At 70.2% G+C, this 24,804-nt stretch carries 22 protein-coding genes and 1 tRNA gene; 15 read left to right on the top strand and 8 right to left on the bottom strand.

Going from position 1 to position 24,804, the window contains the following annotated elements:
- Positions 1 to 249: 249 nt before the first annotated feature.
- From AC2DGY_RS04585 to galE, 4 genes are all read left to right on the top strand, one after another.
- Positions 250 to 1,320, top strand: coding sequence for an aspartate-semialdehyde dehydrogenase (locus AC2DGY_RS04585; RefSeq protein WP_484508521.1), 1,071 nt, complete (start codon positions 250 to 252; stop codon positions 1,318 to 1,320).
- Positions 1,321 to 1,401: 81 nt separating this feature from the next.
- Positions 1,402 to 2,877 (top strand): malate:quinone oxidoreductase, encoded by a 1,476-nt coding sequence (locus tag AC2DGY_RS04590; protein ID WP_484508522.1) that lies wholly within the window; start codon positions 1,402 to 1,404, stop codon positions 2,875 to 2,877.
- 7 nt (positions 2,878 to 2,884) lie between these two features.
- Positions 2,885 to 3,490 carry a thymidine kinase gene (locus AC2DGY_RS04595; protein WP_484508523.1) on the top strand — a complete coding sequence of 202 codons (606 nt, stop codon included), beginning with the start codon at positions 2,885 to 2,887 and terminating at the stop codon, positions 3,488 to 3,490.
- A 71-nt stretch (positions 3,491 to 3,561) separates the two neighbouring features.
- Positions 3,562 to 4,584, top strand: coding sequence for a UDP-glucose 4-epimerase GalE (gene galE / locus AC2DGY_RS04600; protein WP_484508524.1), 1,023 nt, complete (start codon positions 3,562 to 3,564; stop codon positions 4,582 to 4,584).
- Between the two features lie 81 nt (positions 4,585 to 4,665).
- Here the strand turns inward: galE and AC2DGY_RS04605 are convergent, their stop codons facing one another.
- Positions 4,666 to 5,487: a DUF1295 domain-containing protein gene (locus AC2DGY_RS04605; RefSeq protein ID WP_484508525.1), complete on the bottom strand. Its 822-nt coding sequence runs from the start codon at positions 5,485 to 5,487 to the stop codon at positions 4,666 to 4,668.
- A 68-nt stretch (positions 5,488 to 5,555) separates the two neighbouring features.
- Between AC2DGY_RS04605 and AC2DGY_RS04610 the strand changes: the two genes are divergently transcribed.
- Together AC2DGY_RS04610 and AC2DGY_RS04615 are read left to right on the top strand one after the other, a co-directional pair.
- Complete coding sequence (locus AC2DGY_RS04610; RefSeq protein ID WP_484508526.1) at positions 5,556 to 6,287, top strand: FadR/GntR family transcriptional regulator; 732 nt, start codon at positions 5,556 to 5,558, stop codon at positions 6,285 to 6,287.
- Positions 6,281 to 7,561, top strand: coding sequence for an alpha-hydroxy acid oxidase (locus AC2DGY_RS04615; protein WP_484508527.1), 1,281 nt, complete (start codon positions 6,281 to 6,283; stop codon positions 7,559 to 7,561). The genes AC2DGY_RS04610 and AC2DGY_RS04615 overlap by 7 nt, the downstream gene beginning before the upstream one ends.
- Before the next feature lie 80 nt (positions 7,562 to 7,641).
- On the opposite strand, the gene AC2DGY_RS04620 is transcribed toward AC2DGY_RS04615, so the two are convergent.
- The 5 genes from AC2DGY_RS04620 to AC2DGY_RS04640 all read right to left on the bottom strand — a co-directional run bounded on the left by AC2DGY_RS04620 (position 7,642) and on the right by AC2DGY_RS04640 (position 13,923).
- Positions 7,642 to 8,412, bottom strand: coding sequence for an HAD-IIB family hydrolase (locus tag AC2DGY_RS04620; RefSeq protein ID WP_484508528.1), 771 nt, complete (start codon positions 8,410 to 8,412; stop codon positions 7,642 to 7,644).
- A 73-nt stretch (positions 8,413 to 8,485) separates the two neighbouring features.
- Positions 8,486 to 8,562 (bottom strand) — tRNA-Pro (locus AC2DGY_RS04625).
- A gap of 57 nt (positions 8,563 to 8,619) precedes the next feature.
- Entirely contained in the window at positions 8,620 to 10,101 is a 1,482-nt protein-coding gene (locus AC2DGY_RS04630; RefSeq protein WP_484508529.1) for a hypothetical protein, read from the bottom strand.
- 165 nt (positions 10,102 to 10,266) lie between these two features.
- Positions 10,267 to 11,193, bottom strand: a complete 927-nt coding sequence (locus AC2DGY_RS04635) for a metallophosphoesterase (protein WP_484508530.1) — start codon at positions 11,191 to 11,193, stop codon at positions 10,267 to 10,269.
- The gene (locus AC2DGY_RS04640) at positions 11,194 to 13,923 is read right to left on the bottom strand and encodes a transglycosylase domain-containing protein (RefSeq protein ID WP_484508531.1); all 2,730 of its coding nucleotides are present in this window, start codon (positions 13,921 to 13,923) and stop codon (positions 11,194 to 11,196) included.
- Positions 13,924 to 14,017: 94 nt separating this feature from the next.
- Between AC2DGY_RS04640 and sp36 the strand changes: the two genes are divergently transcribed.
- Together sp36 and AC2DGY_RS04650 are read left to right on the top strand one after the other, a co-directional pair.
- On the top strand, positions 14,018 to 14,236 hold the full coding sequence (gene sp36, locus AC2DGY_RS04645) for a Sp36 family protein (RefSeq protein WP_484508532.1): 219 nt from the start codon (positions 14,018 to 14,020) through the stop codon (positions 14,234 to 14,236).
- On the top strand, positions 14,233 to 14,700 hold the full coding sequence (locus AC2DGY_RS04650) for a RidA family protein (RefSeq protein WP_484508533.1): 468 nt from the start codon (positions 14,233 to 14,235) through the stop codon (positions 14,698 to 14,700). The genes sp36 and AC2DGY_RS04650 overlap by 4 nt, the downstream gene beginning before the upstream one ends.
- Before the next feature lie 328 nt (positions 14,701 to 15,028).
- Here the strand turns inward: AC2DGY_RS04650 and acs are convergent, their stop codons facing one another.
- Both acs and AC2DGY_RS04660 read right to left on the bottom strand, forming a co-directional pair.
- Positions 15,029 to 16,999, bottom strand: coding sequence for an acetate--CoA ligase (acs, locus tag AC2DGY_RS04655; RefSeq protein ID WP_484508534.1), 1,971 nt, complete (start codon positions 16,997 to 16,999; stop codon positions 15,029 to 15,031).
- Between the two features lie 305 nt (positions 17,000 to 17,304).
- Positions 17,305 to 18,270, bottom strand: coding sequence for an MsnO8 family LLM class oxidoreductase (locus AC2DGY_RS04660; protein ID WP_484508535.1), 966 nt, complete (start codon positions 18,268 to 18,270; stop codon positions 17,305 to 17,307).
- Between the two features lie 220 nt (positions 18,271 to 18,490).
- On the opposite strand from AC2DGY_RS04660, the gene AC2DGY_RS04665 reads away from it, so the two are divergent.
- From AC2DGY_RS04665 to tmk, 7 genes are all read left to right on the top strand, one after another.
- A complete protein-coding gene (locus tag AC2DGY_RS04665) occupies positions 18,491 to 19,525 on the top strand; it encodes a TadA family conjugal transfer-associated ATPase (RefSeq protein WP_484508536.1) in 1,035 nt (344 codons plus the stop codon).
- Positions 19,516 to 20,427 (top strand): type II secretion system F family protein, encoded by a 912-nt coding sequence (locus AC2DGY_RS04670; protein WP_484508537.1) that lies wholly within the window; start codon positions 19,516 to 19,518, stop codon positions 20,425 to 20,427. The genes AC2DGY_RS04665 and AC2DGY_RS04670 overlap by 10 nt, the downstream gene beginning before the upstream one ends.
- Positions 20,428 to 20,468: 41 nt before the next feature.
- Positions 20,469 to 20,708: a DUF4244 domain-containing protein gene (locus AC2DGY_RS04675; protein ID WP_484508538.1), complete on the top strand. Its 240-nt coding sequence runs from the start codon at positions 20,469 to 20,471 to the stop codon at positions 20,706 to 20,708.
- Positions 20,705 to 21,049, top strand: coding sequence for a TadE family type IV pilus minor pilin (locus tag AC2DGY_RS04680; RefSeq protein ID WP_484508539.1), 345 nt, complete (start codon positions 20,705 to 20,707; stop codon positions 21,047 to 21,049). The genes AC2DGY_RS04675 and AC2DGY_RS04680 overlap by 4 nt, the downstream gene beginning before the upstream one ends.
- Entirely contained in the window at positions 21,049 to 21,366 is a 318-nt protein-coding gene (locus tag AC2DGY_RS04685) for a helicase (protein WP_484508540.1), read from the top strand. Before AC2DGY_RS04680 ends, AC2DGY_RS04685 begins: the two co-directional genes overlap by 1 nt.
- A 77-nt stretch (positions 21,367 to 21,443) precedes the next feature.
- The gene (gene topA / locus AC2DGY_RS04690) at positions 21,444 to 24,149 is read left to right on the top strand and encodes a type I DNA topoisomerase (protein ID WP_484508541.1); all 2,706 of its coding nucleotides are present in this window, start codon (positions 21,444 to 21,446) and stop codon (positions 24,147 to 24,149) included.
- Entirely contained in the window at positions 24,146 to 24,781 is a 636-nt protein-coding gene (tmk, locus tag AC2DGY_RS04695) for a dTMP kinase (protein WP_484508542.1), read from the top strand. The genes topA and tmk overlap by 4 nt, the downstream gene beginning before the upstream one ends.
- Positions 24,782 to 24,804 lie beyond the last annotated feature (23 nt).

Raw genomic sequence — 24,804 nt, forward strand, 5'->3', positions numbered from 1 at the left:
GCCTCCCGCAGCCCCGAGCTGTTCACAACTCAGGAGACACGCCCAGCGCCCGGCCCGCTGACGCGTCATCCCGGCCGGATCTCCTGAGTTTTGAACGGCCCGCCGTGATCCGGCGGCGACACGTCGGATCAGGCCGCCGCGGGAGGGCGGAGCTCTCGCGCCGCTAGAATCGGGCCACCGCGATCCCGCGGCATCCCCACGTGCGACGGCCCCGCGCCGGCGCATCCGAGGCCAGCGAGGTACACCGTCATGACCCGCATCTCCGACTCAGGACTCTCCCTCGCCGTCGTCGGCGCCACCGGACAGGTCGGCGGGGCGATGCTCGACATCCTCGAGGAACGCGGATTCCCCGTCCGCGAGCTGCGCGCCTTCGCCACGGCTCGCTCGGCCGGGTCGGACGTCGTCTTCCAGGGCAAGGCCGTGATCGTCGAGGATGTCGCCACGGCCGACCTCGCCGGGATCGACATCGCCCTCTTCTCCGCCGGCGCCACGGGCTCACGGGCGCACGCCCCGCGGTTCGCGGAGGCCGGAGCCCTCGTCATCGACAACTCCAGCGCGTGGCGGATGGACCCCGACGTGCCTCTCGTGGTCAGCGAGGTCAACCCGCACGCCATCGAGGACGCGCGCAAGGGCATCATCGCCAACCCCAACTGCACCACCATGGCCGCGATGCCGGTGCTGAAGGTGCTCGACGCGGAGGCGGGCCTGGAGCGACTCATCATCAGCACCTACCAGGCCGTCAGCGGGTCGGGCATCTCCGGTGTGCAGGAGCTCCTCGGTCAGGTCGAGGGCGTCCTCGCGCAGGGCGATGTGGAACGTCTCGCGCGCGACGGCTCCGCGCTGGATTTCCCCCAGCCGGACAACTACATCGCGCCCATCGCGTTCGATGTCATCCCCTTCGCCGGCAACCTGGTCGACGACGGCCTCAACGAGACCGACGAGGAGAAGAAACTCCGCAACGAGAGCCGCAAGATCCTCGAACTCCCGGGCCTGCGCGTGGCGGGGACGTGCGTGCGCGTGCCGGTGTTCACCGGTCACTCGCTGAGCATCAACGCCGAGTTCGCCCGTGACCTCACCCCCGAGCGCGCGCGTGAACTGCTCGCCTCCGCCCCCGGCGTGACCCTCGAGGAGGTGCCGACGCCGCTGCAGGCCGCCGGGAACGACCCGACGTACGTCGGCCGCATCCGCGCCGACCAGTCGGCGCCGGAGGGCAAGGGCCTCGTGCTGTTCATCAGCAACGACAACCTGCGCAAGGGCGCCGCCCTCAACGCCGTGCAGATCGCCGAGATCGTCGCCGCTCGTCTCAGCGCCGCCGCCTGAACCGCCCGCGCTTCTCTCGACGTCGAGCGGTCGGATCTCTCGATGTCGAGACAGCAGGAGCTGCCCGCCTAGAATCGTCGGGTGACCGAAAACGTCGACGTCCTGCTCATCGGGGGCGGGATCATGAGCGCGACCCTGGGAACGCTGCTGAAGGATCTCCAGCCCGACTGGAAGATCGTGGTCTGCGAGCGCCTGAGCGCAGTCGCCCAGGAGAGCTCCAACGCGTGGAACAACGCCGGCACCGGGCACGCCGCGCTGTGCGAGTTGAACTACACGCCCGAGGGCCCTGACGGCACGATCGATCCCGCGAAGGCGATCGCAATCAACGAGCAGTTCCAGCAGAGTCGCCAGCTGTGGTCGACGCTCGTGGAGGAGGGCGTCCTGGATGCTCCGTCCACGTTCATCAACGCCACCCCCCACATGACGTTCGTCCGCGGGGAGAAGGACGTGGCGTTCCTTCGCAAGCGCTACGAGGTGCTCAAGAAGGAGCCGCTGTTCGCCGGCATCGAGTACAGCGAAGACTCCCGCGTCATCCACCAGTGGGCACCCCTGCTGATGAAGAATCGGCTGAAGAGCGACGAGCCGTTCGCGGCCACCCGGGTGCCCTCGGGAACCGACGTGGACTTCGGTGCCCTCACGCGCCAGCTCTTCGACCACCTCGCGGACGCCGGCGCCGATGTCGTGACCAACTGCGAGGTTCGCAAGCTCAAGCGCCAGAAGGACGGAACGTGGCTCGCCACCTACCGTGGGACGGTGGGCAAGACGCCGGGGACCATCCGCGCGCGCTTCGTCTTCGTCGGGGCCGGGGGATGGGCGCTCAAGCTTTTGCAGCGCTCGGGGATCCCCGAGATCAAGGGGTACGGCGTGTTCCCCATCGGCGGTCAGTGGCTGAAGACCTCCAATCCCGCGATCGTCGCGCAGCACAGGGCGAAGGTGTACTCCCAGGCATCCGTGGGTGCGCCGCCCATGTCGGTGCCGCACCTGGACACGCGCGTCGTGGATGGCGGGACCTCTCTGCTGTTCGGTCCCTTCGCGACGTTCAGCCCCAAGTTCCTCAAGAACGGTTCGATGCTCGACATCGTGTCGCAGGTGCGACCGCACAACCTGTGGCCGATGCTGAAGGTCGCCATCGACAACCCCAGCCTCATCCAGTACCTGGTCGGCGAGCTGCTGAAGAACCACGCGAAGAAGGTCGACAGCCTCCGCACGTTCATGCCGACCGCCAAGGATGAGGATTGGGAGCTGCTCAACGCCGGGCAGCGGGCACAGGTGATGAAGCGCGACCCGAAGAAGGGTGGCGTCCTGCAGTTCGGCACCGAGGTCGTCACCGCGGAGGACGGTTCCATCGCGGGTCTGCTCGGCGCGTCTCCGGGAGCATCCACCGCCGTCTCGATCATGCTGGGCCTGCTGAAGACGTGCTTCCCCGACCGGATGCCGGAGTGGGAAGGGCGTCTCAAGGAACTCATCCCCAGCTACGGCGAGACCCTGAACCCCCGCCCCGAGGTGGCGCGGGAGATCACGAGCGAGACCGCTCAGACGCTGGCCCTCACGGCGTAGACCGCGCATGGCGAAGCTGTACTTCCGCTACGGCGCGATGAACTCGGGCAAATCGACCGGGTTGCTGCAGGCGGCGTACAACTACGAAGAGCGCGGGCTGGAGGTGCTGCTCGCGAAGCCGGCGATCGACACCAAGGGCGCCGAGCAGATCGAGAGCCGCCTCGGGGTGGCCCGGCCGGCCGATTTCCTTCTCGGCCCCGGCGACGACGCGCGCGCCGTATTCGCGGCCGTGGCCGGTGATCGTCCGATCGCGTGCCTCCTCGTGGACGAGGCGCAATTCCTCACCCCGCAGCAGGTGGACGACCTCCTGCGGGTGGCCGTGCTCGATGACATCCCGGTGATCGCATACGGGATCCGCACCGACTTCCGCACCGAAGCCTTCCCCGGTTCGCGTCGCCTCCTGGAGCTCGCGCACAGCCTGGAGGAGCTGAAGACCATCTGCCGGTGCGGACGCAAGGCGATCTTCAACGCCCGGCTGGTCGACGGCCGGTTCGTCTTCGACGGCGACCAGGTCGCGATCGACGAGGGGCCGTCCACCGGGGTCGTGACCTACGAATCGATGTGCGCGGTGGACTACCTCCGGGAATCGGGCGGGCGTCTGGACGGCCGCTGAGCGGCATCCCGGAGGTCCGTTCCGCGCGCCGCGCACCGACCGGCAGCGGCGACGGCGGATACGCTGGCAGTATGCGAGTTCTCCTGTCCGGCGGCGCCGGATACATCGGTACGCACACCGCCGTGGCGCTTCTGGATGCCGGACACGACGTCGTCCTCCTCGACGATCTGTCGGGCACGTCCGCCGTGGCCGCCGACCGCGTGGCGCAGATCACCGGCAGGGCAGCGCCACTGGTGGTGGGGGATGCCACGGATCGCGACGTCGTCGAGAGCGTCTTCGCCGAGTACGGCCCGATCGACGCGGTCATCCACCTCGCTGCTTTCAAGGCGGTGGGGGAGTCGACCCGGATTCCGCTGGAGTACTACCGCAACAACCTCGACAGCACCTTCGCGCTGGTCGAGGCGGGCGTGCGCCACGGCATCCGCTCGTTCGTGTTCTCCAGCACCGGCACGGTGTACTCCGATCCTGCCGACCTGCCGTTCACCGAGGACTCGACGACGAGCGTGGATCTCTCCAACGCGTACAGCAAGTCCAAGCGCATGAACGAGGTGGTCCTCGAGGACGTGGCGCGCGTGAACCCCGACCTCAACGTGACCGTGCTGCGGTACTTCAACCCCGTGGGCGCCCACCCCAGCGGCCTCATCGGCGAGGACCCCGCGGGCATCCCCAACAACCTCATGCCGTACGTGTCGCGCGTGGCGATCGGCGCGCTGGAGGAGGTCGGCGTGTTCGGCGACGATTACGACACCCCCGACGGCACGGGCCTGCGCGACTACATCCACGTCGTCGATCTCGCGGAGGGCCACGTGGTCGCGCTCGAGAAGGCCAAACCGGGTTATGTGGTGTACAACCTCGGGACCGGGTCGCCGGTGAGCGTGCTCGACCTCATCGCCTCGTTCGAGAAGGCCGTCGGGCGGGAGCTTCCCACGCGGATCCTGCCGCGCCGGCCCGGCGACGTCGCGGCGACGTACTGCGACCCGTCGAAGGCCGCGCGCGAGCTGGGCTGGCGCACGCGCCTGTCGATCGACGACGCCAGCCGCGACTACTGGAACTGGCAGAGCCGCAACCCGACAGGCTACGCCCCTCGCCCCTAGCCCTCGCCCATCCCGTCGACTCGCCACAATCCGTCGCGTTTACGCTCCGAACCCGACGTTTGCTGGCGACTGGACGGGGGGTTACCGGCGCGGCGGCCAGGGGATCAGCATCGACGTCGTCCGGCGGTAGTCGGCGTAGGCGGGGTACTTGGATGCGCTGATGGACTCGGTGAGGATCGTCGAGCCGATGAACAGGACGGTCAGCAGAACCGGTCCTGCGATCGTCCAGTTCAGCAGGCCGCCCCACACGCCCAGGCCCGCCGTCGCCGCGGCGACCGCCCCGATCAGATAGAACACCCACCACTGCGCCTGCTCGAAGAAGAAGTTGGGGTGCCGGCTGAAGCGGAAGAGTCCCGTGGTGAGGAAGCCGGGCTCAAGGGTTCCGCCCGCGCGCTTCTTGGCCTGGTGGAAGTCCCATTGCTGCTGGTCGGCGACGAACTCGCCCGCGAGGAACGCCACGAACAGAATCGCCAGCGCGCCATCCCACCCCGTCAGAGGCTCGGGATGCTCCCACGCCATGGCCGCCGGGAGCGAGATCAGCACAAGCAGAGCGTTCTGGTACAGCACGATGAAGAGCAGGTTGAAGACCTGGAACTGCGCCGGGCTCATCCGCTCGCGCAGGATCGCCCACCGGTAGTCCTCCATCCCGGTGTAGCCGCCCTTGCGCGCGAAGTTGAACGTGAGGCGCGCGCCCCACGCCGTCACGAGGACAGCCATGAGCACGGCGCGGCCGGCGTCGCGCGCATCGGCGATCGTGGCGATCGCGAACACCCACACGTATAGGACCGGGACGATCGACCAGATGCGGTCGACCCACGACGTATCCTTCGTGACCAGCGACAGGACCCAGCACGCCGCACAGCTGACGGCGGCGAGGATCAGCACGACGCTCAGGGGCTCCACGGGCTCAGGCTAGCCCTTTGTGCGGTGCCGACGCCGGGGGTATTGTGGTCAGACCACAGGGAGGTCGTATGGCGTCGCGTGCTGCGCCACGGGCATGGCAGGTCGTGCTCGAGCGCATCGAGGCCGACCTCCGCGGAGGGCGCCTCGCCACCGGCGATCGGCTGGCTCCCGAGCGCGAGCTGGCCACGCAGTTGGGCGTCGGCCGCTCGAGCGTGCGCGAAGCGCTGCGGGTGCTGGAAGTGCTCGGGCTCATCCGCACCGCCACCGGCTCCGGACCCAGCTCCGGTGCGATGATCGTCGCGACCCCCCGCGGCGGGCTTTCCGCTCTCCTGCGCCTCCAAGTCGCCGCGAACGGCTTCCCCGTCGATGACGTCGTGCGGACGCGCCTCGTGCTGGAGACGGCCGCGCTGGAGGCGCTGGCGAGCGCGCCGGACCGGGACACCGCATCCGCTCACACCGTGCTCGACGCGATGGATGCCGCGGACCTGTCGCCGGCGGAATTCCTCGCACTGGACGCGCAACTGCACCTGACGCTCGTTGAAGCGTCGGGAAACCTCGTCGTCGCGGCCATGATGGAGGGCCTCCGCACCGCGATCGAGACGTACGTCCTCGCCGGCGCCAGCGCGCTGGAGGATTGGGATGCCGCCGCCGATCGCCTCCGCGCAGAGCACCGCGCGATCGTCTCCGCCGTCGACGCGGGGGACGGCGGAGAGGCTCACCGCCTCGTCCGCGCCCACATCTCCCGGTACTACGCCGAGGCCGGACTCGCACACCCCCGCGAAGGAGAGAACGCATGGTGACTCGCCAGTTGCCCAAGCCCGCCGAGATCTTCGAACTGATGAAGTTCAAGGCGCCCGAGCTCAACGCCAAGAAGCGCCGCCTGGAGGGCGCGCTCACGATCGCGGACCTGCGTCGCATCGCGCAGCGCCGCACGCCCAAAGCCGCGTTCGACTACACCGACGGTGCCGCCGAGGGTGAGCTGTCGCTGGCCCGTGCGCGCCAGGCGTTCGAAGACATCGAGTTCCACCCCAGCGTGCTGCGCCCGGCCGAGAATGTCGACACGTCCACGATGATCCTGGGCGGACCGAGCGCGCTTCCCTTCGGCATCGCCCCCACCGGCTTCACGCGACTCATGCAGACCGAGGGGGAGACCGCCGGGGCCTCCGCGGCGGCGGCGGCCGGGATCCCGTTCACGCTCTCGACCCTCGGCACGACCTCGATCGAGGGTGTCAAGGAGGCCACCCTTCGAGAGCCTCAGGGACCGGTTCCCGGACGTAACTGGTTCCAGCTCTACGTCATGCGCCAGCGCGAGATCTCTTACGATCTGGTGCGGCGAGCGGGGGAGGCGGGCTTCGACACCCTGATGTTCACCGTCGACACCCCGATCGCCGGCGCTCGGCTGCGCGACAAGCGCAACGGATTCTCCATCCCGCCCCAGCTGACCCTCGGCACGATCATCAACGCGATCCCGCGGCCGTGGTGGTGGATCGACTTCCTCACGACGCCGAAGCTGGAGTTCGCCTCGCTCACCGACACCGGTGGCACCGTCGGCGACCTCCTCAACGCCGCGATGGACCCGACGATCAGCTACGACGACCTCGACGTGATCCGGGGGATGTGGCCGGGGAAGATCGTCATCAAGGGTGTGCAGAACGTCGAAGACAGCGTGCGACTCGTCGACGCGGGCGTGGACGGCATCATCCTCTCCAACCACGGCGGCCGACAGCTGGACCGCGCACCGATCCCGTTCCACCTGCTGCCCCACGTGGTGCGCGAGGTGGGGACGGACGCCACCATCATGATCGACACCGGCATCATGAACGGCGCCGACATCGTCGCATCCGTCGCCCTCGGGGCGAAGTTCACCCTCATCGGCCGCGCCTACCTCTACGGCCTCATGGCCGGCGGGCGCGCCGGTGTGGACCGCACCATCCAGATCCTGCGCACGGAGATCGAGCGCACGATGGCGCTTCTCGGGGTGGCGGCGCTGGCCGAGCTCGAGCCCCGGCACGTCACGCAGCTGTCGCGCCTCGTGCCGCTCGGCGATCCCGCTCCCGCCGCCGCCCAGGCGTAGCCGGCTCCACGAGAAACGACGTTCCGGACGAGAAACGCCGCGCCGCGTTATGTCTCGTCCGGGACGTGGTTTCTCGTGGGTCAGCGTGCGGCGAGCGTCGGCAGGAGAGCGTCCAGGTACGTGGCGGTGTCGGGCCAGCCTTCGACCGCGTGGCAGGGGACGCCGAGCGTGAGCACGGGGTAGTCGTTGCCGTCGGGGTCGAGGCGGTCGCCGACGAACAGCATGTCGTCGAGCGCGATGCCGGTGACCTCGGCCAGTCGGGTCATGCCGTAGGCCTTGTCGATGCCGCGGTGGGTGATGTCCACGGACGTGGAACCTCCCGAGCGGACTTCGAGCTCGGGGATGCGGGCGGCCACGGCTTCGCGGAGCGCATTCTTCTTCGCGCCCGTGGGATCCCACGCGGTCTTCGCGGCAAGCGGTGCCCTCTGCCCGAGCGCCGAGAACGTGATCTGCGAGCCGCGGTCTTCGAGGATGTCGCCCCACGTCTCGCTCTCCCAGAGGCCCAGGCGCCGGGCTTCTTCCTCGACGGCGGCGAGGGCACGGGACTTCTCGTCGTCGCTGAGCGAGTGGGCGTAGACCGTCTCGATGCCGCCATCGGCGAGACGGTAGTACTGCGTTCCGCAGGTGGGCATGAGGTGCACGTGGCTGAGCGTCTCCGCCGACGCGGCCGGGAGACGCTCGACGACCTGGGTGCGGAACTGCGCGAGCTGCCCACCGGAGATGATGGCGACCTCGACGCGCTCGGCGAGGGCGATCAGCAGGTCGCCGATCCGCGGGTCGATCGGGCTCTTGGACGGGGCGAGCGTGTCGTCGAGGTCGAAGGCGACGAGGCGGGGCGTGGGTGCGGGCACGGTGCTCCTGTCGACGACGTCCGGTACGTGAAGAAGGCCCCGTCAGGCGACGGAGCCTTCTCCAGATGTTAGGTGGTCGGGGTGACAGGATTTGAACCTGCGGCCTCTTCGTCCCGAACGAAGCGCGCTACCAAGCTGCGCCACACCCCGTAACAACCACCCGAGTCTACCCCGAACCGACGGATGCTCCGAACCGCGGGCGGCCCGTCACCGCGCCGGACGACGCCGCCGCTGAGCGAGGTGTGCCAGGAGGGCGAGGCCCGCGAGAAGGGCAGCGACGCCGCCCGCGCCGAGGCGGGAGCCCGCGTCATCCCACAGTCCCGTGGCCGCGAGCGACCGCGGGGTTTCCTGAGGCGCGGGCGCGGGCGCCGGCGGGGGAGTCGGAATGTGCACGATCTGGGTGGGTGCGGCGAAGTCCTCGGCCCAGCGATACTCCGGCTTCAGGAAGCGGGCGACGTCCGGCTCCTGCGCCGAAGCGGCGATCTCCCAGACCGCGGTGTAGTAGCCCGGGCCGGGCAGCTGCCAGTCCGAGGTCACGCGGTAGGTCCCGCCGCCCCGGGACGGATCGGTGACCAGTTCGAGCTCACCGATGGGCGCGGCGTCCGACGGGATCCCGGGGCCGGTGGGCGCCCCCTCGGTTCGGTACACGACGGCCGTCGCGCGGAGCGAGACGAACGCTCCGTCAGCCGTGCGGGGCCAGGCTCCCTCGACCGGCGCGATCGTCACATCGTCCACGAAGGGGCCCCCGTTCGCCTCGGGAACGAGGGCCTGGGTGGTGATGCCGGGGGAGAAGACGACCGGTCGGGGCGTGGCATCCACAGCCTCCACCGAGTACTCCATCCCGCCGCCGGGCCCCGCGGTGTGCTGCTGGCCCTCGGTCGTGTAGTACCGCACGGCCGGCGCCATCGTGGCCGTCAGCGTGGCCGCGGCGTGCACGGTGAAGGGCGACCCGCTGTCATCCGGCGGCGTCGCGAGGATCTCGTGCGTGCTGCCCGGGGCGACGCCGGTCATCTCAGCGTGTCCCGACCCGACGAACACGGCGTTCCGGAGGGTGACGACCGCCGTGGTGCCTGCCCCGCCCTCGAGCCGCACGGTGCCCCGCCGCGGGTCGGCGCCGTCCGTCGTGAGGGTGAGCACGGCATCCGTGCCGGGAACGGTCACCCCCATCCCTTCGGCGTAGTAGGCCTCGGCCTTCTGCTGGATCGCGGCGGAGTGCTCGGGGGCGAGCCGGGCGAAGGTCCAGTCCACGGCGCCCGCCAGCGAGTCGCCGGGGTACCCCCAGGAATGCAGGGTGGTGTTCCAGTCGGCGATGGCCTTCACGGCCCACCCGACGCTGGCCGCCTGCACGGGGTCGGTGGTCTGCCCGTACGTGGTCACCAGGTGGTTGATGCCCGCGAGCTGCTTCGGCGAAAGGCCGGCAGCATCCCCGCGAACCCCGTGGTCGGTGCTCGGTCCGGTCGGGGCGGGGAGCCCGGGCACGATGCAGTAGGTGTGCACGCCGTCGATCAGCATCGACCCGTGCCATCCGTCTGCGGAAAGGGGCGCCCACGTGCCGAATCCGCTGCCCTGGGATGCGGCGGACGCCGGCGGTGCCGCGAAGAGGATGCCCGCGAGCACCAGGAGGGCGCACACGAGCGCGCCGATCAGGCTCCGGCGGCGGCACGGGAGGGGGGTGGGCACGGAGGTCATCGCGCATCCTTTCGACAGGTGATCTCCGTCGATGGTGCGGTGTGCGCCGGCGCCCTGTGGGCCGACGTCGGCTTCGTGTGGAGGAACGGTCGCCGCGGGTCCTTGGGGAGGAGGAGTGGCGGCGCCACCGGGCGAACGCCGAATCCGTGGCGCGCGAGGCCGCGCTCAGCGGGGGAGGAGCGTGAGAAGCGTGACTTCGGGGCGGCAGGCGAACCGCACGGGCGCGTAGATAGAGTGGCCGATGCCGGCGCTGACGTTCAGCGGAACCGTGCGGTCATGGTGCGACCACTCGCTGAGACCGCGTGCCTGGTCGAGCGGGATGTCGCAGTTCGCCACGAGCGCCCTGCGGCTCCCGGGAATCCGGACCTGGCCGCCGTGGGTGTGACCGGCCAGCAGCAGATCGGCGCCGAGGTCGGTGAACGCGTCGAGGATGCGGCGATAGGGCGCGTGCGTGACGCCGAGCGACAGATCCGCGGCATCCAAACCGCCGAGCGCCGCGGTCGTCGCCCCCACGTCGTCCCAGTCGCGATGGGCATCGTCGACGCCGAAGGCGCGGATGCGGAGGTCTCCGATGGCCAGCGCGGACGCGGTGTTGTCGACATCCGTCCATCCCAGCTCGTCGCTCAGGTAGCGGTCGAGGGCGTCGACATCGAGGTGCGTCACGTCGGGCTTGCGCGTCGACGGCCCCGAGAAGTACCGCAGCGGATTGCGCGGTGACGGGGCCTGCGTGTCGTTCGAGCCGTGCACGTAGAGGCCCGGGACGCCGGCGAATGGGGCGAAGGCGGTGCGGATTCCCTCGAGCCCATCGACGTGCCCGAGGTTGTCGCCGGTGTTGACGATGAGGTCGGGTCGGAGATCTGCGAGGCCGACGATCCACTCCTGCTTGCGGTGCTGCCACGGCGCCATATGGGCGTCCGAGAGGTGGAGCACCCGCAGGGGCGTCGCGCCGGCGGGGAGGATGCGGAGGGCCGCGTACCGGACGGTGAAGAGGTATCGCTCGATCCCGACGCCCCACACGGCCGCGGCCGCACCGACGGCCCCCACGGCCCCGAGGGTCGTGAGGGCGGTCCTGGCGATCAGCCCGCCCGCCACTTAGCAGTCTCTGGCGGTGACGGCCAGGACTACGGCAGCACTGCGCGAGGCCAGGGTTCCGGCACCCGGGTTCGTCCCGGTGGCCGAGCCCGCAGCCGGCGCGTTGGGATCTTCCGTGCAACTGGCCGACAGGTTCGTGAAGCCGGCTGCCCGGAGGGCTTCGGCGGCTGTTGCCCCGTTCATCCCGGCCACCGTGGGGATGGCGGTGGCCTGCCCGTTGCTCGGGTTGATCGTGATGGGCGCGCCGCCCGGGGCGGAGCCCGTGGGATTCTGGGCCGCCACGATGTCGGTCGGCCGGTCGGAGTCCACCGGATCGCCGACGGTCACTTCCCAGCCCGCATCCTGCAGCGTCGCACGGGCCTGGTCGACCGTCTGCCCCACGACGTTCGGAACATCACGCGTGACCTGCTTGGTCAGGGTCGACGCGGGGGAGGGGAAGGAACGCTCGCCGGGATAGATGTCATTGGCCACCGACTGCACGGCCCGGGCGATCGGATAACGGATATCCGAGAGGGCGCGACCCCTGTAGTAGTTGCGGAACGGGTTCAGGGTGCCGTTGGCGTTTCCGGCCCACACCGCGGTGGCGACCTTGGTGCTCGATTCGACCATCCACGTCTGGAGGAGCTCGTGCGTTCCCGTCTTGCCGAGGACGGCGACGCCGTCCCGCGGGTTGGCCTGGGCCCCGGTGCCGTTGTTCATGACGCCCTGCAGAGCGTACGCGGCCGTGGCTGCCACCTCCGGGGTGAGCACCTGCGTGCAGGAACGGTCGGGCTTGGGCAGCTCATTGCCCTCGCTGTCGGTAACGCGGTCGATGATCTGCGGCTCGCAGTACATTCCGCCGCTGGCCACGGTCGCGAACGCCCCGGCCATGGCCATCGGCGACACGGGATCCGGCCCGATGACCTGGGCCGGGCCGTTGACGGCGATCGGCACGGCCGTGTCGTTCAGGGCGCTCGCGCGCACGGCGACACCCTCTTCGTTCACGGCAGAGTTGGCCATCACGCCCATGCGTGCGGCCACCTTGCCGATGTCGCACAGGTCCAGCTGGGCAGCCATGGCGACGAAGCCGGAGTTCAGCGACTGGGCCGTGAACGACATGGGAGTGCCCACCCCGCCGCCGCCGCCGCCGAAGTTGTTGGCCTTCCACGTGTTGTTCACGGTGTCGCCGACGCAGCTGTTGGTGAAGCGCTTGATGGGGAAGGAGCGGCCGTTGACCGACTCGTTGACGGAGTGCCCCTTCTCCAGCCAGTCGATGAGGGTGAACAGCTTGAAGGTGGAGCCCGCGGAGAAGCCGTTGGAGGAGCCGAAGATCGGGTCGCCGGCGTACACGATGGAGGTGTAGGCCGGGTCGTTGGCGGTGACATCGGCGTCTTCACTGAATTTCGTGTTCTGCGCGATCGCGAGCACACGGCCCGTGCCGGCCTCGACACTGACGGAGGTGGCACCGTAGCGCGTGCCCTTCATGACCTCGGGGGCGTACTGGGCGATCGCGTCTTCCGAGGCCTTCTGCACGCGCGTGTCCATCGTGAGGTACACCCGCAGGCCTCCGCGCTTGAGCGCGCGCTCACGGTCTGCCGCTGTTTCGCCGAAGGCCTTGTCATTGCGGATCACGGACACGGCGTACTGGCAGAAGTACGCCGCCTCGCCCGTGGTCTGGCAGCCCGTCGGCGCAGGAGTGATGGCGGGGGAGATGGGCTCCAGAACGGCCTGGTCGTACTGCTCCTGCGTGATCTTCCCGTCGTCCAGCAGACGGCTGAGAACGTAGAGCTGGCGGCTCTTGCTGGCGTTGTAGCCGTCGGCGGCGGCGAGGTACTGCTCCTGGGTGATCTCGCCGGACTCGAGCTTGGTGTTGAGCGCCGCCAGGATGTTCGGGTTGTCCACCGCTCCGTTGGGTGCGCCGTTGTCTTCGCGGTCGGGCTGGTCGATGCGGTACGTGTTGGGGTTCTGCACGATGCCGGCGAGGATCGCCGCCTGCCCGACGGACAGTTGGGAGGCGGGCACGTTGAAGTAGTACTTCGCCGCAGCATCCACGCTGTAGGTCGTGCCGCCGAAATTGGCGATGTTCAGGTATCCGAGGAGGATGTCGTTCTTCGCATACTGCTTCTCGAGCTGGATGGCGTAGCGCATCTCCTGCAGCTTGCGCTGGTATCCCTCGATGCCCGAGGACTGCGTCGCCTCCAGGAAGCACGCCTGCTTGGCTTCGTCCAGCGTGACGGTGACGGTGCCGTCGTCGGCCACTTCCTGCTCGGCATTGGACTCGCAGCGCTGGATCAGCACGTTCTTCACGTACTGCTGGCTGATCGAGGATCCACCCTGGGTCTGGCCGCCCTGCGCGTTGCTGAGGAGGGCGCGAGTGGTGCCGATGAGGTCGATGCCGCCGTGCTGGTAGTACCGGGGATCTTCGGACGAGAGGATCGCGTCGTACATGACGGGCGAGATCTGATCGAACGCGACGACCGAGCGGTTCTGTTCGTAGAACTGCGTGAGCGGGTAGTCCTCGCCCGTCTCGGGGCTCTTGACGAAAAGCTCCGTGGGCTGCATCACCTTGTCGATCTCGAGGTAGCTCGGCATGTTGTCGAAGATCGAGATGGCGCTGGATGCGGCGGCACCCGAAACGGCGATGGCCGGGGTGATGGTCGCGGTCACCAAGACGCCCGCAACGGCGCTCAGGCCGACGAGGCCGGCGAGACCGCCGAGCACACCGGACGTCGTCCGTTTCGTATCAGGCATAGGGTGATGCTAGGCCAGATTCCTGGGCGAAGCCTTGATTGGCATGCGCCCCGGGCGCTGTCGTGCGGCCGCCCCCTGAATGATCGGAGCTGTCATGACCACGTGGGAATACCTCACGGCACCCCTGCTCATCCATAACACCGCTGCGATCCTCAACAACTGGGGCAAGCAGGGCTGGGAGCTCGTGCAGGTGGTGACGGGCCCCGAGGGGGGCCTCGTGGGCTACTTCAAGCGCCCCTCCGGCGGCGGGAACGCCAACGCCGGGCTCGGCGCTGCGGCGCAGGCTTCGGAGCAGTTCGGACAGGGCGCATGAGCATCGCCGGCCGCCTCCACGAACTCGGACTCGAGCTCCCCGACGTCGCCGCACCGGCGGGTGCGTACGTGCCCGCCAAGGTGCACGGCGACCTCGTCTTCACCGCGGGGCAGCTGCCGCTGGTCTCCGGCGCCCTGCCCGCCACCGGCAAGGTCGGCGACGGGCACGGCCTCGTCCCCGCCGCCGACGCGCATCAGTACGCGCGGCTGTGCGCGCTGAACGCGATCGCTGCCGCGGCCGACGCGGCAGGTGGGATCGATCGCCTCACCGGGGTGCTCAAGGTCACCGGCTTCGTGGCATCCGTCCCCGAGTTCACCGGGCAGCCCGGTGTCATCAACGGCGCGAGCGAACTGCTCGGCGAGGTCTTCGGCGAGTCCGGCCGCCATGCGCGCTCGGCCGTCGGCGTGCCGGTGCTGCCGCTGGACAGCCCGGTCGAGGTCGAGGTCGTCTTCACCCTCGCCTGACAGCGGACGCTCGCCTGACAGCGGACGCTCGCCTGACGGCGCGCGCCGCCTGCCGCCTGCCGCGCGCCGTCTGGCGCCTGCGCCGCGAGAGCCGCTGCATCCAGCCGCCGCTCGAGTGCACAACGGCGGAGATGGGTGGCGACACGCGGGCGTGGCGGGCCTGGATGCGGCGTGTCCCGGTCGATCTCCGCCGTTGTGCACGCGCGACCGGCCACCCACGCCAACCGGCCGGACCCACGCCAACCGACCCAGGCCCACCGTCGGCCCAGGCCCACCCCAGGCCGACCCGCCGGCCCGGAACCGAACCGAACCGAACCGAACCGGCGCTCTACTTGACCTGCTTGCTGATGACGCTCATCACAGCCGTGTCGGCGAGGGTCGTCGTGTCGCCGACCTCGCGGCCCTCGGCCACGTCGCGCAGCAGCCGGCGCATGATCTTCCCCGAGCGCGTCTTGGGCAGCTCGCCGACGATGTAGATGTCGCGCGGACGGGCGATGGGCCCGATCTGTTCCGCGACCCAGCTGCGCAGCGTCACGGCCAGGCCCTCGGGGGAGTGCTGCTTGAGGAAGCTCTCCTTGATGATGACGAACGCCACGACGGCCTGACCGGTGGTCTCATCGGATGCACCCACCACTGCCGCTTCGGCGGTGGACTCGTGAGCCACCAGCGACGATTCGATCTCGGCGGTGGAGAGCCGGTGGCCGGAGACGTTCATCACGTCGTCGACGCGTCCGAGCAGCCAGACGTCGCCGTCATCGTCCAGGCGCGCGCCGTCGCCGGCGAAGTAGTACCCCTTGTCGGCGAACTTGTCCCAGTAGGTCTCCTTGTAGCGCTCGGGGTCGCCCCAGATGCCGCGGAGCATGCTCGGCCACGGCTTGGTGATCACGAGCAGCCCGCCGTTGCCGTTGCCGACGTGCTCGCCTGCGTCGTCGACCACGTCCACCGCGATACCGGGAAGCGGAACCTGCGCCGAACCGGGCTTGGTCTCGGTGATGCCGGGAAGGGCGGAGATCATGATCGCGCCGGTCTCCGTCTGCCACCAGGTATCGACGACCGGCGTGGATTCGCCCCCGATGATGCTGCGGTACCAGACCCAGGCCTCCGGGTTGATCGGCTCGCCGACCGACCCGAGGAGGCGCAGCGATGACAGATCGAAGCGCTGCGGCACCTCTCGGCCGATCTTCATGAACGAGCGGATGGCCGTCGGCGCGGTGTAGAACACCGTCACCCCGTATTTCTGGATGATCTCCCACCACCGGCCCGGATGCGGCGTGTCCGGTGTGCCCTCGTACAGCACCTGCGTGGCGCCGTTGGCGAGCGGCCCGTACGTCACGTAGGAGTGCCCCGTGATCCAGCCGATGTCGGCGGTGCACCAGTACACGTCCGACTCGGGGTGGATGTCGTGCACGACCCGGTTCGTGAACGCGGACTGAGTGAGGTAACCGCCCGAGGTGTGCAGGATGCCCTTGGGCTTGCCGGTCGTGCCCGAGGTGTAGAGGATGAACAGCGGGTTCTCGGCGGGGAACGGCTGGGCCTCGTGGTCGGCGGATGCTGCCGGCACGACCTCGTGCCACCACAGGTCGCGGTCGGCGTTCCACTCGACGTCGTTCCCGCCGCGGCGGACGACGAGGACGTGCTCGACGGTCTCCTGCGGGCCGCTGCCGTTGCGGTCGGCGAGGGCCATGTCGACGGCGGGCTTGAGCGCGGAGACCTTTCCCTTGCGGTAGCCGCCGTCGGCGGTGATGACGACCTTCGCGCCGGCGTCGTCGATGCGGGCGCGCAGGCTGTCGGCCGAGAATCCGCCGAACACGACCGAGTGGATGGCCCCGATGCGAGCGACCGCGAGCATCGCCGCGACCGCCTCCGGGATCATCGGCAGGTAGATCGCGACGCGGTCGCCCGCGCCCACGCCGAGCCCCGCCAACACGTTCGCGACGCGCTTGACCTCCTCGGTGAGTTCGGCGTAGGTGACGCGGCGCTCGTCGCCGGGCTCGCCTTCCCACAGCAGAGCGACGCGGTCGCCGTTGCCGGCCTCCACGTGCCGGTCGAGGCAGTTGTAGGCGACGTTCAACTCGCCGTCGGCGAACCAGGTGGCGAACGGCGGGTTCGACCAGTCCAGCCCCTGCGTGAACGGTGTGTGCCAGTGCAGCAGTTCGCGTGCCTGGTCGGCCCAGAAGCCCTCGGGGTCGGCGGCGGCGCGCTCGTACAGGTCAGCGGTGCCCACGGCCTCCGCAGCGAACTGCGCCGGTGGGGCGAAGCGCCGAGTCTCGGAGAGAAGATGGTCGATCTGACTGCTCATGCGCGCTCCTTTGCGGGAATGTCGCGCGGCGCGGGGGAATGCGCCGTGGCGACACGGTCAATCTAGTTGGCGTGGTGAGAGCCCGACTACCTCCGATAGTTGGGGCACGTGCGTCGAGGCCGCCGATTTGCTCCCCTCGGCGATGTGCGTAAGGTGGATGCGGCCCGAACATCGTTCGGCAGACGTGATGAGCGTGTCCCCCAACATCGCTCGTCGCGTGGCGGCATCCCGTCCCCCCCATATGGGATGCCGCCTTCTTTTTTTTCACGCCCCAGTGCCGGGAACGTGCGCCACGGGGGAACGCGTCAGCTCTGCAGGGAGGCCAGGAACTCGTCGGTCGTGCGGACGTCGTCGCGGTCGTAGGTGCTGACGCTCGCGAGCAGCTCGGCCGCCCCGGTGCGCGCCATGAGCTCGGCGAGCGTCTGCGCCACCTGCTCCGGGGTGCCGGCGATGGCAGCATCCGCCGCGGCCATCACCGCCCCGACCTTCTTCGGCGTGCTGGAGTCGAGCATCCGCCGCACGTCCGCCACGGGCTCCAGGGCGCGGAATTCGCCGATCTCGCGCGCGTTGGTGGAAGCCCACGCCTCGGGGAGCCGGAGGTCGCGGGCGCGCTCCGGCGTCTCGGCGACGACGACATCGACGCTCACCATGAGGTAGGGGTCGGGCACACCGGGACTCGGACGGAACGTGTCGAAGTACGCCTCGATCGCGGCGTCGTCTCGCAGGGCCGGCCCCGCGATGACCGCGGGAAGCCCCAACTCCGCGGCGAGCGACAGCCCATCCTTGATGGCGAGCAGGAACAGCGGGGGAGCATCGACCCGAGGCCTGACCGTGATCTCCGCCTCACCCTTGACGAATCGGCGCACCTGCTCGACCTCGGAGGCGTATTCGTCCGGGCTCACGGTGTTCCGACCGAGCGCTTTCCGGATCGGGGAGGTGAAGCCGAGGGAACCTCCCAGCCCCACGTCGATGCGGCCGGGGTACAGCGCCTCGAGGAGGAGCGCCTGTTCGGCGATCACGAGGGGACTGTGGTTGGGGACCATGATCCCGCCGGTGCCCAGGCGGATGTGTCGCGTGCGTGAGCCGATCGCCGCGAGCAGCACGGCCGGGGCGGCGCTGGCGATCCCAGGGACGCCGTGGTGCTCGGCGGTCCAGAACCGGTCGAAGCCGAGGGCGTCGGCCCGCACCGCGCGCTCCACGGTCGTGGCGACGGCCTCCGCGTCGGATTCTCCGGCGCGCGTGCGCGACCGGTCCAGCAGGGAGACGCGCATTTGTGACCTTCCGACGTTGCCGAACGCGCAGCACGCTCCGATGGCCGGCCGCTGCTTCGCTGGATGACGCAACAGCGGGCCGCCCGGCGCGATTCCCGGCTCCGAGCGGCCGATCCGGTTCGCTGTGCAGCCCTTCTCCCCAGGCGCGGATGGAGGAGCGCTGTCCACCGACCGTGCTGCTCTCCGGCTCGCCGATGCCCGGGGCCCGTAGCGTCGCCGCATGCCCCCTCCCTTCGTCGTCACCCCCCGGCGAGAGCGGTCGGCATCCTCCTCTCCCGCGGCGCCGCCTGCCTCGCCCGGAGCGCGGGATGCCGCGCCCGGAGCGCGGGCTGCCGCGCTGGAGCCCTTCGCGCGGTTCCTGGCGGACCCCGACGTCACCGACCTCTTCGTCAACGGTTCAGACGGTCTCTTCGTCGACCGCGGCGACGGGCCGCACCCTGTGAGGGAGTGGCGGGCCGCCGAGAACGACGTCCGCGACCTCGCCGTCGCCCTCATCGGGGCGGGAGGGCGTCACATCGACGACGCGACGCCCTGCGTCGACGTGCGTCTGGAAGGGGGTGTGCGCGTCCACGCGGTCCTGCCGCCGATCTCCTCGGCCGGCACGACCATCTCCATCCGGGTTCCCCGCGTCATAGCGCCCGACCTCGACGAGCTGGTCGCCCGCGGGCTCACCGACGACACGGGTGCGCGACGCCTCGACCAGCTCGTCCGCGACCGCGTCAACCTGCTCATCACCGGGGCGGCCGGGTCGGGCAAGACCACCCTCCTCTCCGCCCTCCTGTCCCGGGCGCCGGCCACCGATCGCATCGTCACGATCGAGGACGTCGCCGAACTGCGGCTGCACCATCCGCACCACGTCGCCCTGGAGGCGCGGCAGCCGAACCTCGAGGGCGCCGGCGGGATCGACCTGGCACGGCTGGTGCGCGAAGCCCTGCGGATGCGGCCCGACCGTCTCGTCGTCGGCGAATGCCGCGGTGTAGAGGTGCGCGAGCTCCTCTCGGCGTTGAACACCGGCCACGACGGTGGCGCCGGAACGCTGCACGCGAGCGGCCTGGCGGACGTCGCCGCGCGGCTGGAGGCACTCGGTGCGCTGGCGGGCCTGGACGACACGGCGCTCGCGCGGCAGGTCGTCAGCGCCATCGGGTGCGTCCTCCATCTGGTTCGCGGCGCCGACGGCCGTCGGCGGATCGCGGGAACGGGCAGCCCGAGCATCGAGGCGGGCCGGCTGCAGATCGTGGGGACGCCGTGGGTCTGATCAGGCGACGCCGCGATGCGTCCCCGGATGCGGCGGCGACAGCCGACACCGTCCTCCGCCTGGCGGTCCTGTTGCGCTCGGGTATCGCACCGGCGCGCGCGTGGACCGTGCTCGATGACGGCGGCGACGCCCTCGCCGGCCGAGTGCGCGCTGCGGCGGCGCGCGGCGAGGACGTCACCGACGCGCTCGCCGCCGAGGGGGGAGCGTGGCGGGAGGTGGCCGCCGCCTGGTCGGTGGCCACCACCGTGGGAGCACCGCTGTCGGACAGTCTCCGCGATGTCGCCGCGGCTCTGCGGGACGGTCAGCGGACGGCCGATGAGGTGCGCGTCGCGCTCGCCGAGCCGGCGTCCACGGCGAAGCTCCTCGGCTGGCTCCCGCTCGTTGCCGTCGCTCTGGGTATCGCCCTCGGGTTCGACACCGCCGTGGTGCTGACGACCACGCCGTTCGGGCTGGCGTGCCTGACCGCCGGCCTCCTGCTGCTGATCGCCGCGCGGCGATGGAACGCCGCCCTGGTGCGCCGGGCGGCGCCCCCGCCGGGGATACCGGGGATGACGGCGGAGCTCACCGCGATCGCGCTGTCGGGCGGAGCGTCGGTCGAGCGGGCGAGACAGCTCGTCCGCGGTGCCCTCTCCGGTGTCGACGGCCTCTCCGGCGCCGACGACGGTGATGTCGACGACGTGGTGGCGCTTTCCCGCGCGGCAGGGGTTCCGGCGGTCGAATTGCTGCGCTCGTCCGCGTGGCTCGCGCGCCATCGCGCCCGCACCGACGGGCGGTTGCGGGCGGCGCGGCTGAGTTCCCGCCTGCTGGTGCCGCTGGGCGTGTGCACCCTGCCGTCCTTCCTGTTCCTCGGCGTCGCCCCGATGATGCTGAGCATCCTCTCCTCCGGCGTGCTGACGCTGTGACCACCGACGTGCCCACCGAACCCCGATTCCAGGAGGATCACATGTCCCTGCCCCTGCTGCCGCCCCCGGCTCCGCCCGGATCCGCGGCATCTCTTCCCGCTCTCACCCGCCGGCGGGCGCGAGAGCTGTTCGCCGACGACTCCGGCGCCGCCACGGCGGAGTACGCCATCGCGACGATGGCCGCCGTGGCCTTCGCCGGGTTGCTGGTGGTGATCATGAGGTCGGACGAGGTGCGCGGCATCCTCACCGACCTCATCCGCCGTGCGCTGACGGTCGAATGACTCCTCGCCGACCCCGCTCGCTCCTGGGCGAGCGGGGGTCGGTCACGGCCGAGTTCGCCGTGGCCCTTCCCGCCGTCATCCTCGTCGTCCTCTTCGGCGTCGGGGCGCTCGGCGCCGGCGCGCGACAGGTGCGCCTGCAGGACGCCTCCGCGGATGCGGCGCGCCTGGTCGCGCGCGGGGAGAGCCCCGACCGCGCGGCGGCCGTGGTCGCAGCAGCCGGGGGAACGGTGTCGATCGAGCCGCGCGGCGATCTCGTGTGCGTCACGGCGCATGCCCCCTCCCCGCTCCCCGGGCTCCCGCCCGCCGCGGCCACCTCGTGCGCGCTCGCGGGAGGTCTGTGATGGCCGGGGTCGCCGCCTCCGTCGGCATCGTGGGCGCCGCCGCCACGCTCACCCTGGCCCTGTGCGCCGCGGCCGCGGCGTCCGTGCACGCGCAGCGGGTCGCCTCGGCCGCGGATGCTGCGGCCCTCGCCGCCGCGGATGCCGCCAGCGGGGCCGTTCCCGGTGTGCCGTGCGAGCGCGCCGCCGAGGTCGGAGCCGCCGCCGGCGCCCGGGTGACGGCGTGCGATCTCGACGGCCTGGTGGCCACGGTCACCGTCTCCGCGCCGTTCGGGGTATTGCCGGCGACGGCGTCCGCACGGGCCGGTCCGCCGCCGTGAGATAGCCGCTGTGGCGAGCTATGCCGATCCGCACCCAGGAAGTCGTGTGTATGGTGTGCATCGGAGAAAGGACCGCAGTGGCACAGGGCAAAAAACTCGTCATCGTCGAGTCACCGACGAAGATGAGGTCGATCCAGGGTTACCTCGGAGACGACTATGAGGTGCTCAGTTCGGTCGGGCACATTCGCGATCTGGCGAGCAAGAAGGACATTCCCGCGGACAAGAAAGAGTCCTACGGGAAGTACTCCATCGACGTCGACAACGACTTCGACCCGTACTACGTCGTCAACGATCGCAAGAGCAAGACCGTCGCCGAGCTCAAGCGCGCCCTGAAGCACGCCGACGAGGTCCTGCTGGCCACAGATGGTGACCGCGAGGGCGAGGCCATCGCGTGGCACCTGCTGGAGGTTCTCAAGCCCAAGGTTCCGGTCAAGCGCATGGTGTTCCACGAGATCACCCAGGACGCCATCCGCGACGCCGTCGAGCACACGCGGGAACTGGACACGTCGCTCGTCGACGCGCAGGAGACGCGGCGCGTGCTGGACCGCCTGTACGGCTGGGACGTCTCGCCGGTGCTGTGGCGCAAGGTCGGGTCGGGCCGAGAGGGCACCGCGCTCAGCGCCGGCCGCGTGCAGTCGGCAGCGACCCGTCTGGTGGTCGACCGCGAGCGCGAGCGCATGGCCTTCGTCACGGCGTCCTACTGGGATGTCGAGGCGTCCGCCGTCAAAGACGCCGCCTCCTTCACGACGCGCCTGGCGCGCGTGGACGGTGCGCCGCTGGCCCGCGGTACCGACTTCGACGACCGCGGCGCGCTGAAGAAGGCCGTCGTGGCCCTCGACGAGGCTGCGGCGCGCGAACTCGCCGAGGCGATCGCGGCCTCCGGCGAAGCATCCGTCACCCGCGTGGAGGCCAAACCCGGCACACGCAGCCCCAAGCCCCCCTTCACCACCTCCACGCTTCAGCAGGAGGCCGGTCGCAAGCTCTCGATGAGCGCCAAGCACGCGATGAGCGTTGCGCAGCGGCTCTACGAGAAGGGCTACATCACCTATATGCGCACCGACTCCACCGCGCTGTCGGGGCAGGCGGTGAAGGCGGCCCGCGAGCAGGCCGTCTCCCTCTACGGTGACCGCGCCGTGCCGCCGAACCCGCGCACGTACCGCAACAACTCCAAGAACGCCCAGGAGGCGCACGAAGCCATCCGCCCGTCGGGCGAGGTCTTCCGCACGCCGTCCTCGGTATCGGGTGGCCTCGACCGCGACGAGCAGCGGATGTACGACCTGGTGTGGAAGCGCACGGTCGCCAGCCAGATGTCCGACGCGAAGTACGAGACGACCACCGTGACCCTCAGCGTGCAGGCGGGGGCGCGTGTCGCCGAGTTCACGGCGTCGGGCACCGTGTACACCTTCAAGGGATTCCTGGAGGCGTACGAGGAGGGCCGCGACGAGAAGCGCAGCGACGCCGACAAGGCCGACGACCAGTCCCTGCCCGCTCTCGCCGTCGGCGACGCGCTGCAGATGCGCGACGTCGAGCCGAAGGGGCACGCGACCTCGCCCAAGCCGCGCTACACCGAGGCGAGCCTCGTCAAGGCACTCGAGGAGAAGGGCATCGGTCGCCCGTCCACCTTCGCCAGCATCATCGACGTGATCCTCGACCGCGGCTACGTGACCAAGCGCGGGCAGGCCCTCGTGCCGAGCTGGCTCGCCTTCAGCGTGGTCCGCCTGCTGGAGGAGCACTTCGCCGACCTGGTCGACTACGACTTCACCGCGGCGCTGGAGGATGACCTCGACGCGATCGCCCGCGGGGAGCAGAACCGCTCGGAGTGGCTCCGGTCGTTCTACTTCGGCTCGACCGAGCAGGTGGGGCTGCGCAACGTCGTGGAGAACCTCGGCGAGATCGACGCGCGCGAGCTGAACTCCACGCGCATCACCGACACCGCCACGCTCCGCTTCGGCAAGTACGGCCCCTACCTCGAGGTGACCGACCCGGCCGACCCCGAGGCCCGTCGCATCGTCAACATCCCGGAAGACCTCGCCCCTGACGAGCTGACCAGCCAGAAGGTGCAGGAGCTCATCGACGCCCCGGTCGCCGGCGACCGGGTCCTCGGGGAGAACCCGGAGAACGGGAAGCTCATCGTCGTCAAGGACGGCCGGTACGGGCCGTACGTCCAGGAGGTCGACCCGGAAGACCCCGAGAACGTCGACGAGGCGACCGGCGAGGTCGTCGAGGCTCCGAAGAAGAAGACCGCGAAGAAGGATGCGGCGCCCAAGCCCCGTACCGCTTCGCTCTTCCGTTCGATGTCACCGGAGACGATCGACCTGGACACCGCCCTCAAGCTGCTGACGCTCCCGCGGATCGTCGGCGCCGATCCCGAATCGGGCGAGGAGATCACGGCGCAGAACGGGCGCTTCGGTCCGTACCTGAAGAAGGGCACCGACTCGCGGTCGCTGGACGCCGAGCAGCAGATCTTCGACATCACGCTCGAGGAGGCCCTGGCCAAGTACGCCGAGCCCAAGTACGGCGCGAAGCGAGCGTCCAGTGCGCTGAAGGAGTTCGACAACGACCCCGTCAGCGGCAAGCCGATCCGCCTCCGCGACGGCCGGTTCGGCGCGTACGTGACAGACGGCGAGACCAACGCGACGATCCCGCGCGGGGAGAACGCGATGGACATCACGTTCGAACGCGCCGTCGAGCTGATCGCCGACAAGCGTGCCAAGGGCCCGGCCCCCAAGAAGACCACGCGCAAGGCGAGCACCACCCGGAAGGCACCGGCCAAGAAGTCGTGATCCAGCCCGCTGCATCCGGCCTCTTCCTCACCCTCGAGGGAGGAGACGGGGTCGGCAAGACCACCCAGGCACGCCTCCTCGAGCAGTGGCTCGGCGAGCAGGGACGCACCGTGGTGCGCACGCGCGAGCCGGGCGGCACCGACGTGGGCGTCCTCATCCGCGACATCGTGCTGCACCATCGCGGCGACGTGGCGCCCCGGGCGGAGGCGCTGCTCTACGCCGCCGACCGTGCGCACCACGTGGCCACGGTGGTTCGGCCGGCACTGGATCGTGGAGACATCGTGCTGCAGGACCGGTATCTCGACTCCTCGGTGGCGTATCAGGGCGCCGGCCGGGTGCTCGACGGGGACGAGGTGCGGAACCTCTCCCTGTGGGCGGCGGGCGGGCTGCTGCCCGACCTGACGATCCTGCTCGACCTGGACCCGGTGACCGCCCGCGCGCGTCTGGATGCCGAGGACAAGCCGTTCGACCGGCTGGAGGCCGAGCGCGACGACTTCCACACCCGCGTCCGCGACGCCTTCCTCGCGCTGGCCGCCGCCGAGCCGGAACGCTTCGTCGTCCTGGATGCCGCGCAGCCGGCGGGGTCGATCGCCGCCGCGATCCGCGACCGCGTGGCACCCCTGCTGCGCTGACCGTATCCGGAGGCGCTCCGCGA

This window comes from Microbacterium sp. Z6_144 (genome assembly GCF_057197625.1).

Excerpts from the sequence above, each read along its gene's own strand:
- AC2DGY_RS04585 (WP_484508521.1), top strand. The coding sequence starts at position 250 with ATGACCCGCATCTCCGACTCAGGACTCTCCCTCGCCGTCGTCGGCGCC.
- AC2DGY_RS04595 (WP_484508523.1), top strand. The coding sequence starts at position 2,885 with ATGGCGAAGCTGTACTTCCGCTACGGCGCGATGAACTCGGGCAAATCG.
- galE (WP_484508524.1), top strand. The coding sequence starts at position 3,562 with ATGCGAGTTCTCCTGTCCGGCGGCGCCGGATACATCGGTACGCACACC.
- AC2DGY_RS04610 (WP_484508526.1), top strand. The coding sequence starts at position 5,556 with ATGGCGTCGCGTGCTGCGCCACGGGCATGGCAGGTCGTGCTCGAGCGC.
- AC2DGY_RS04615 (WP_484508527.1), top strand. The coding sequence starts at position 6,281 with ATGGTGACTCGCCAGTTGCCCAAGCCCGCCGAGATCTTCGAACTGATG.
- AC2DGY_RS04630 (WP_484508529.1), bottom strand. The coding sequence starts at position 10,101 with ATGACCTCCGTGCCCACCCCCCTCCCGTGCCGCCGCCGGAGCCTGATC.
- AC2DGY_RS04640 (WP_484508531.1), bottom strand. The coding sequence starts at position 13,923 with ATGCCTGATACGAAACGGACGACGTCCGGTGTGCTCGGCGGTCTCGCC.
- sp36 (WP_484508532.1), top strand. The coding sequence starts at position 14,018 with ATGACCACGTGGGAATACCTCACGGCACCCCTGCTCATCCATAACACC.
- AC2DGY_RS04650 (WP_484508533.1), top strand. The coding sequence starts at position 14,233 with ATGAGCATCGCCGGCCGCCTCCACGAACTCGGACTCGAGCTCCCCGAC.
- acs (WP_484508534.1), bottom strand. The coding sequence starts at position 16,999 with ATGAGCAGTCAGATCGACCATCTTCTCTCCGAGACTCGGCGCTTCGCC.
- AC2DGY_RS04660 (WP_484508535.1), bottom strand. The coding sequence starts at position 18,270 with ATGCGCGTCTCCCTGCTGGACCGGTCGCGCACGCGCGCCGGAGAATCC.
- AC2DGY_RS04665 (WP_484508536.1), top strand. The coding sequence starts at position 18,491 with ATGCCCCCTCCCTTCGTCGTCACCCCCCGGCGAGAGCGGTCGGCATCC.
- AC2DGY_RS04675 (WP_484508538.1), top strand. The coding sequence starts at position 20,469 with ATGTCCCTGCCCCTGCTGCCGCCCCCGGCTCCGCCCGGATCCGCGGCA.
- AC2DGY_RS04680 (WP_484508539.1), top strand. The coding sequence starts at position 20,705 with ATGACTCCTCGCCGACCCCGCTCGCTCCTGGGCGAGCGGGGGTCGGTC.
- AC2DGY_RS04685 (WP_484508540.1), top strand. The coding sequence starts at position 21,049 with ATGGCCGGGGTCGCCGCCTCCGTCGGCATCGTGGGCGCCGCCGCCACG.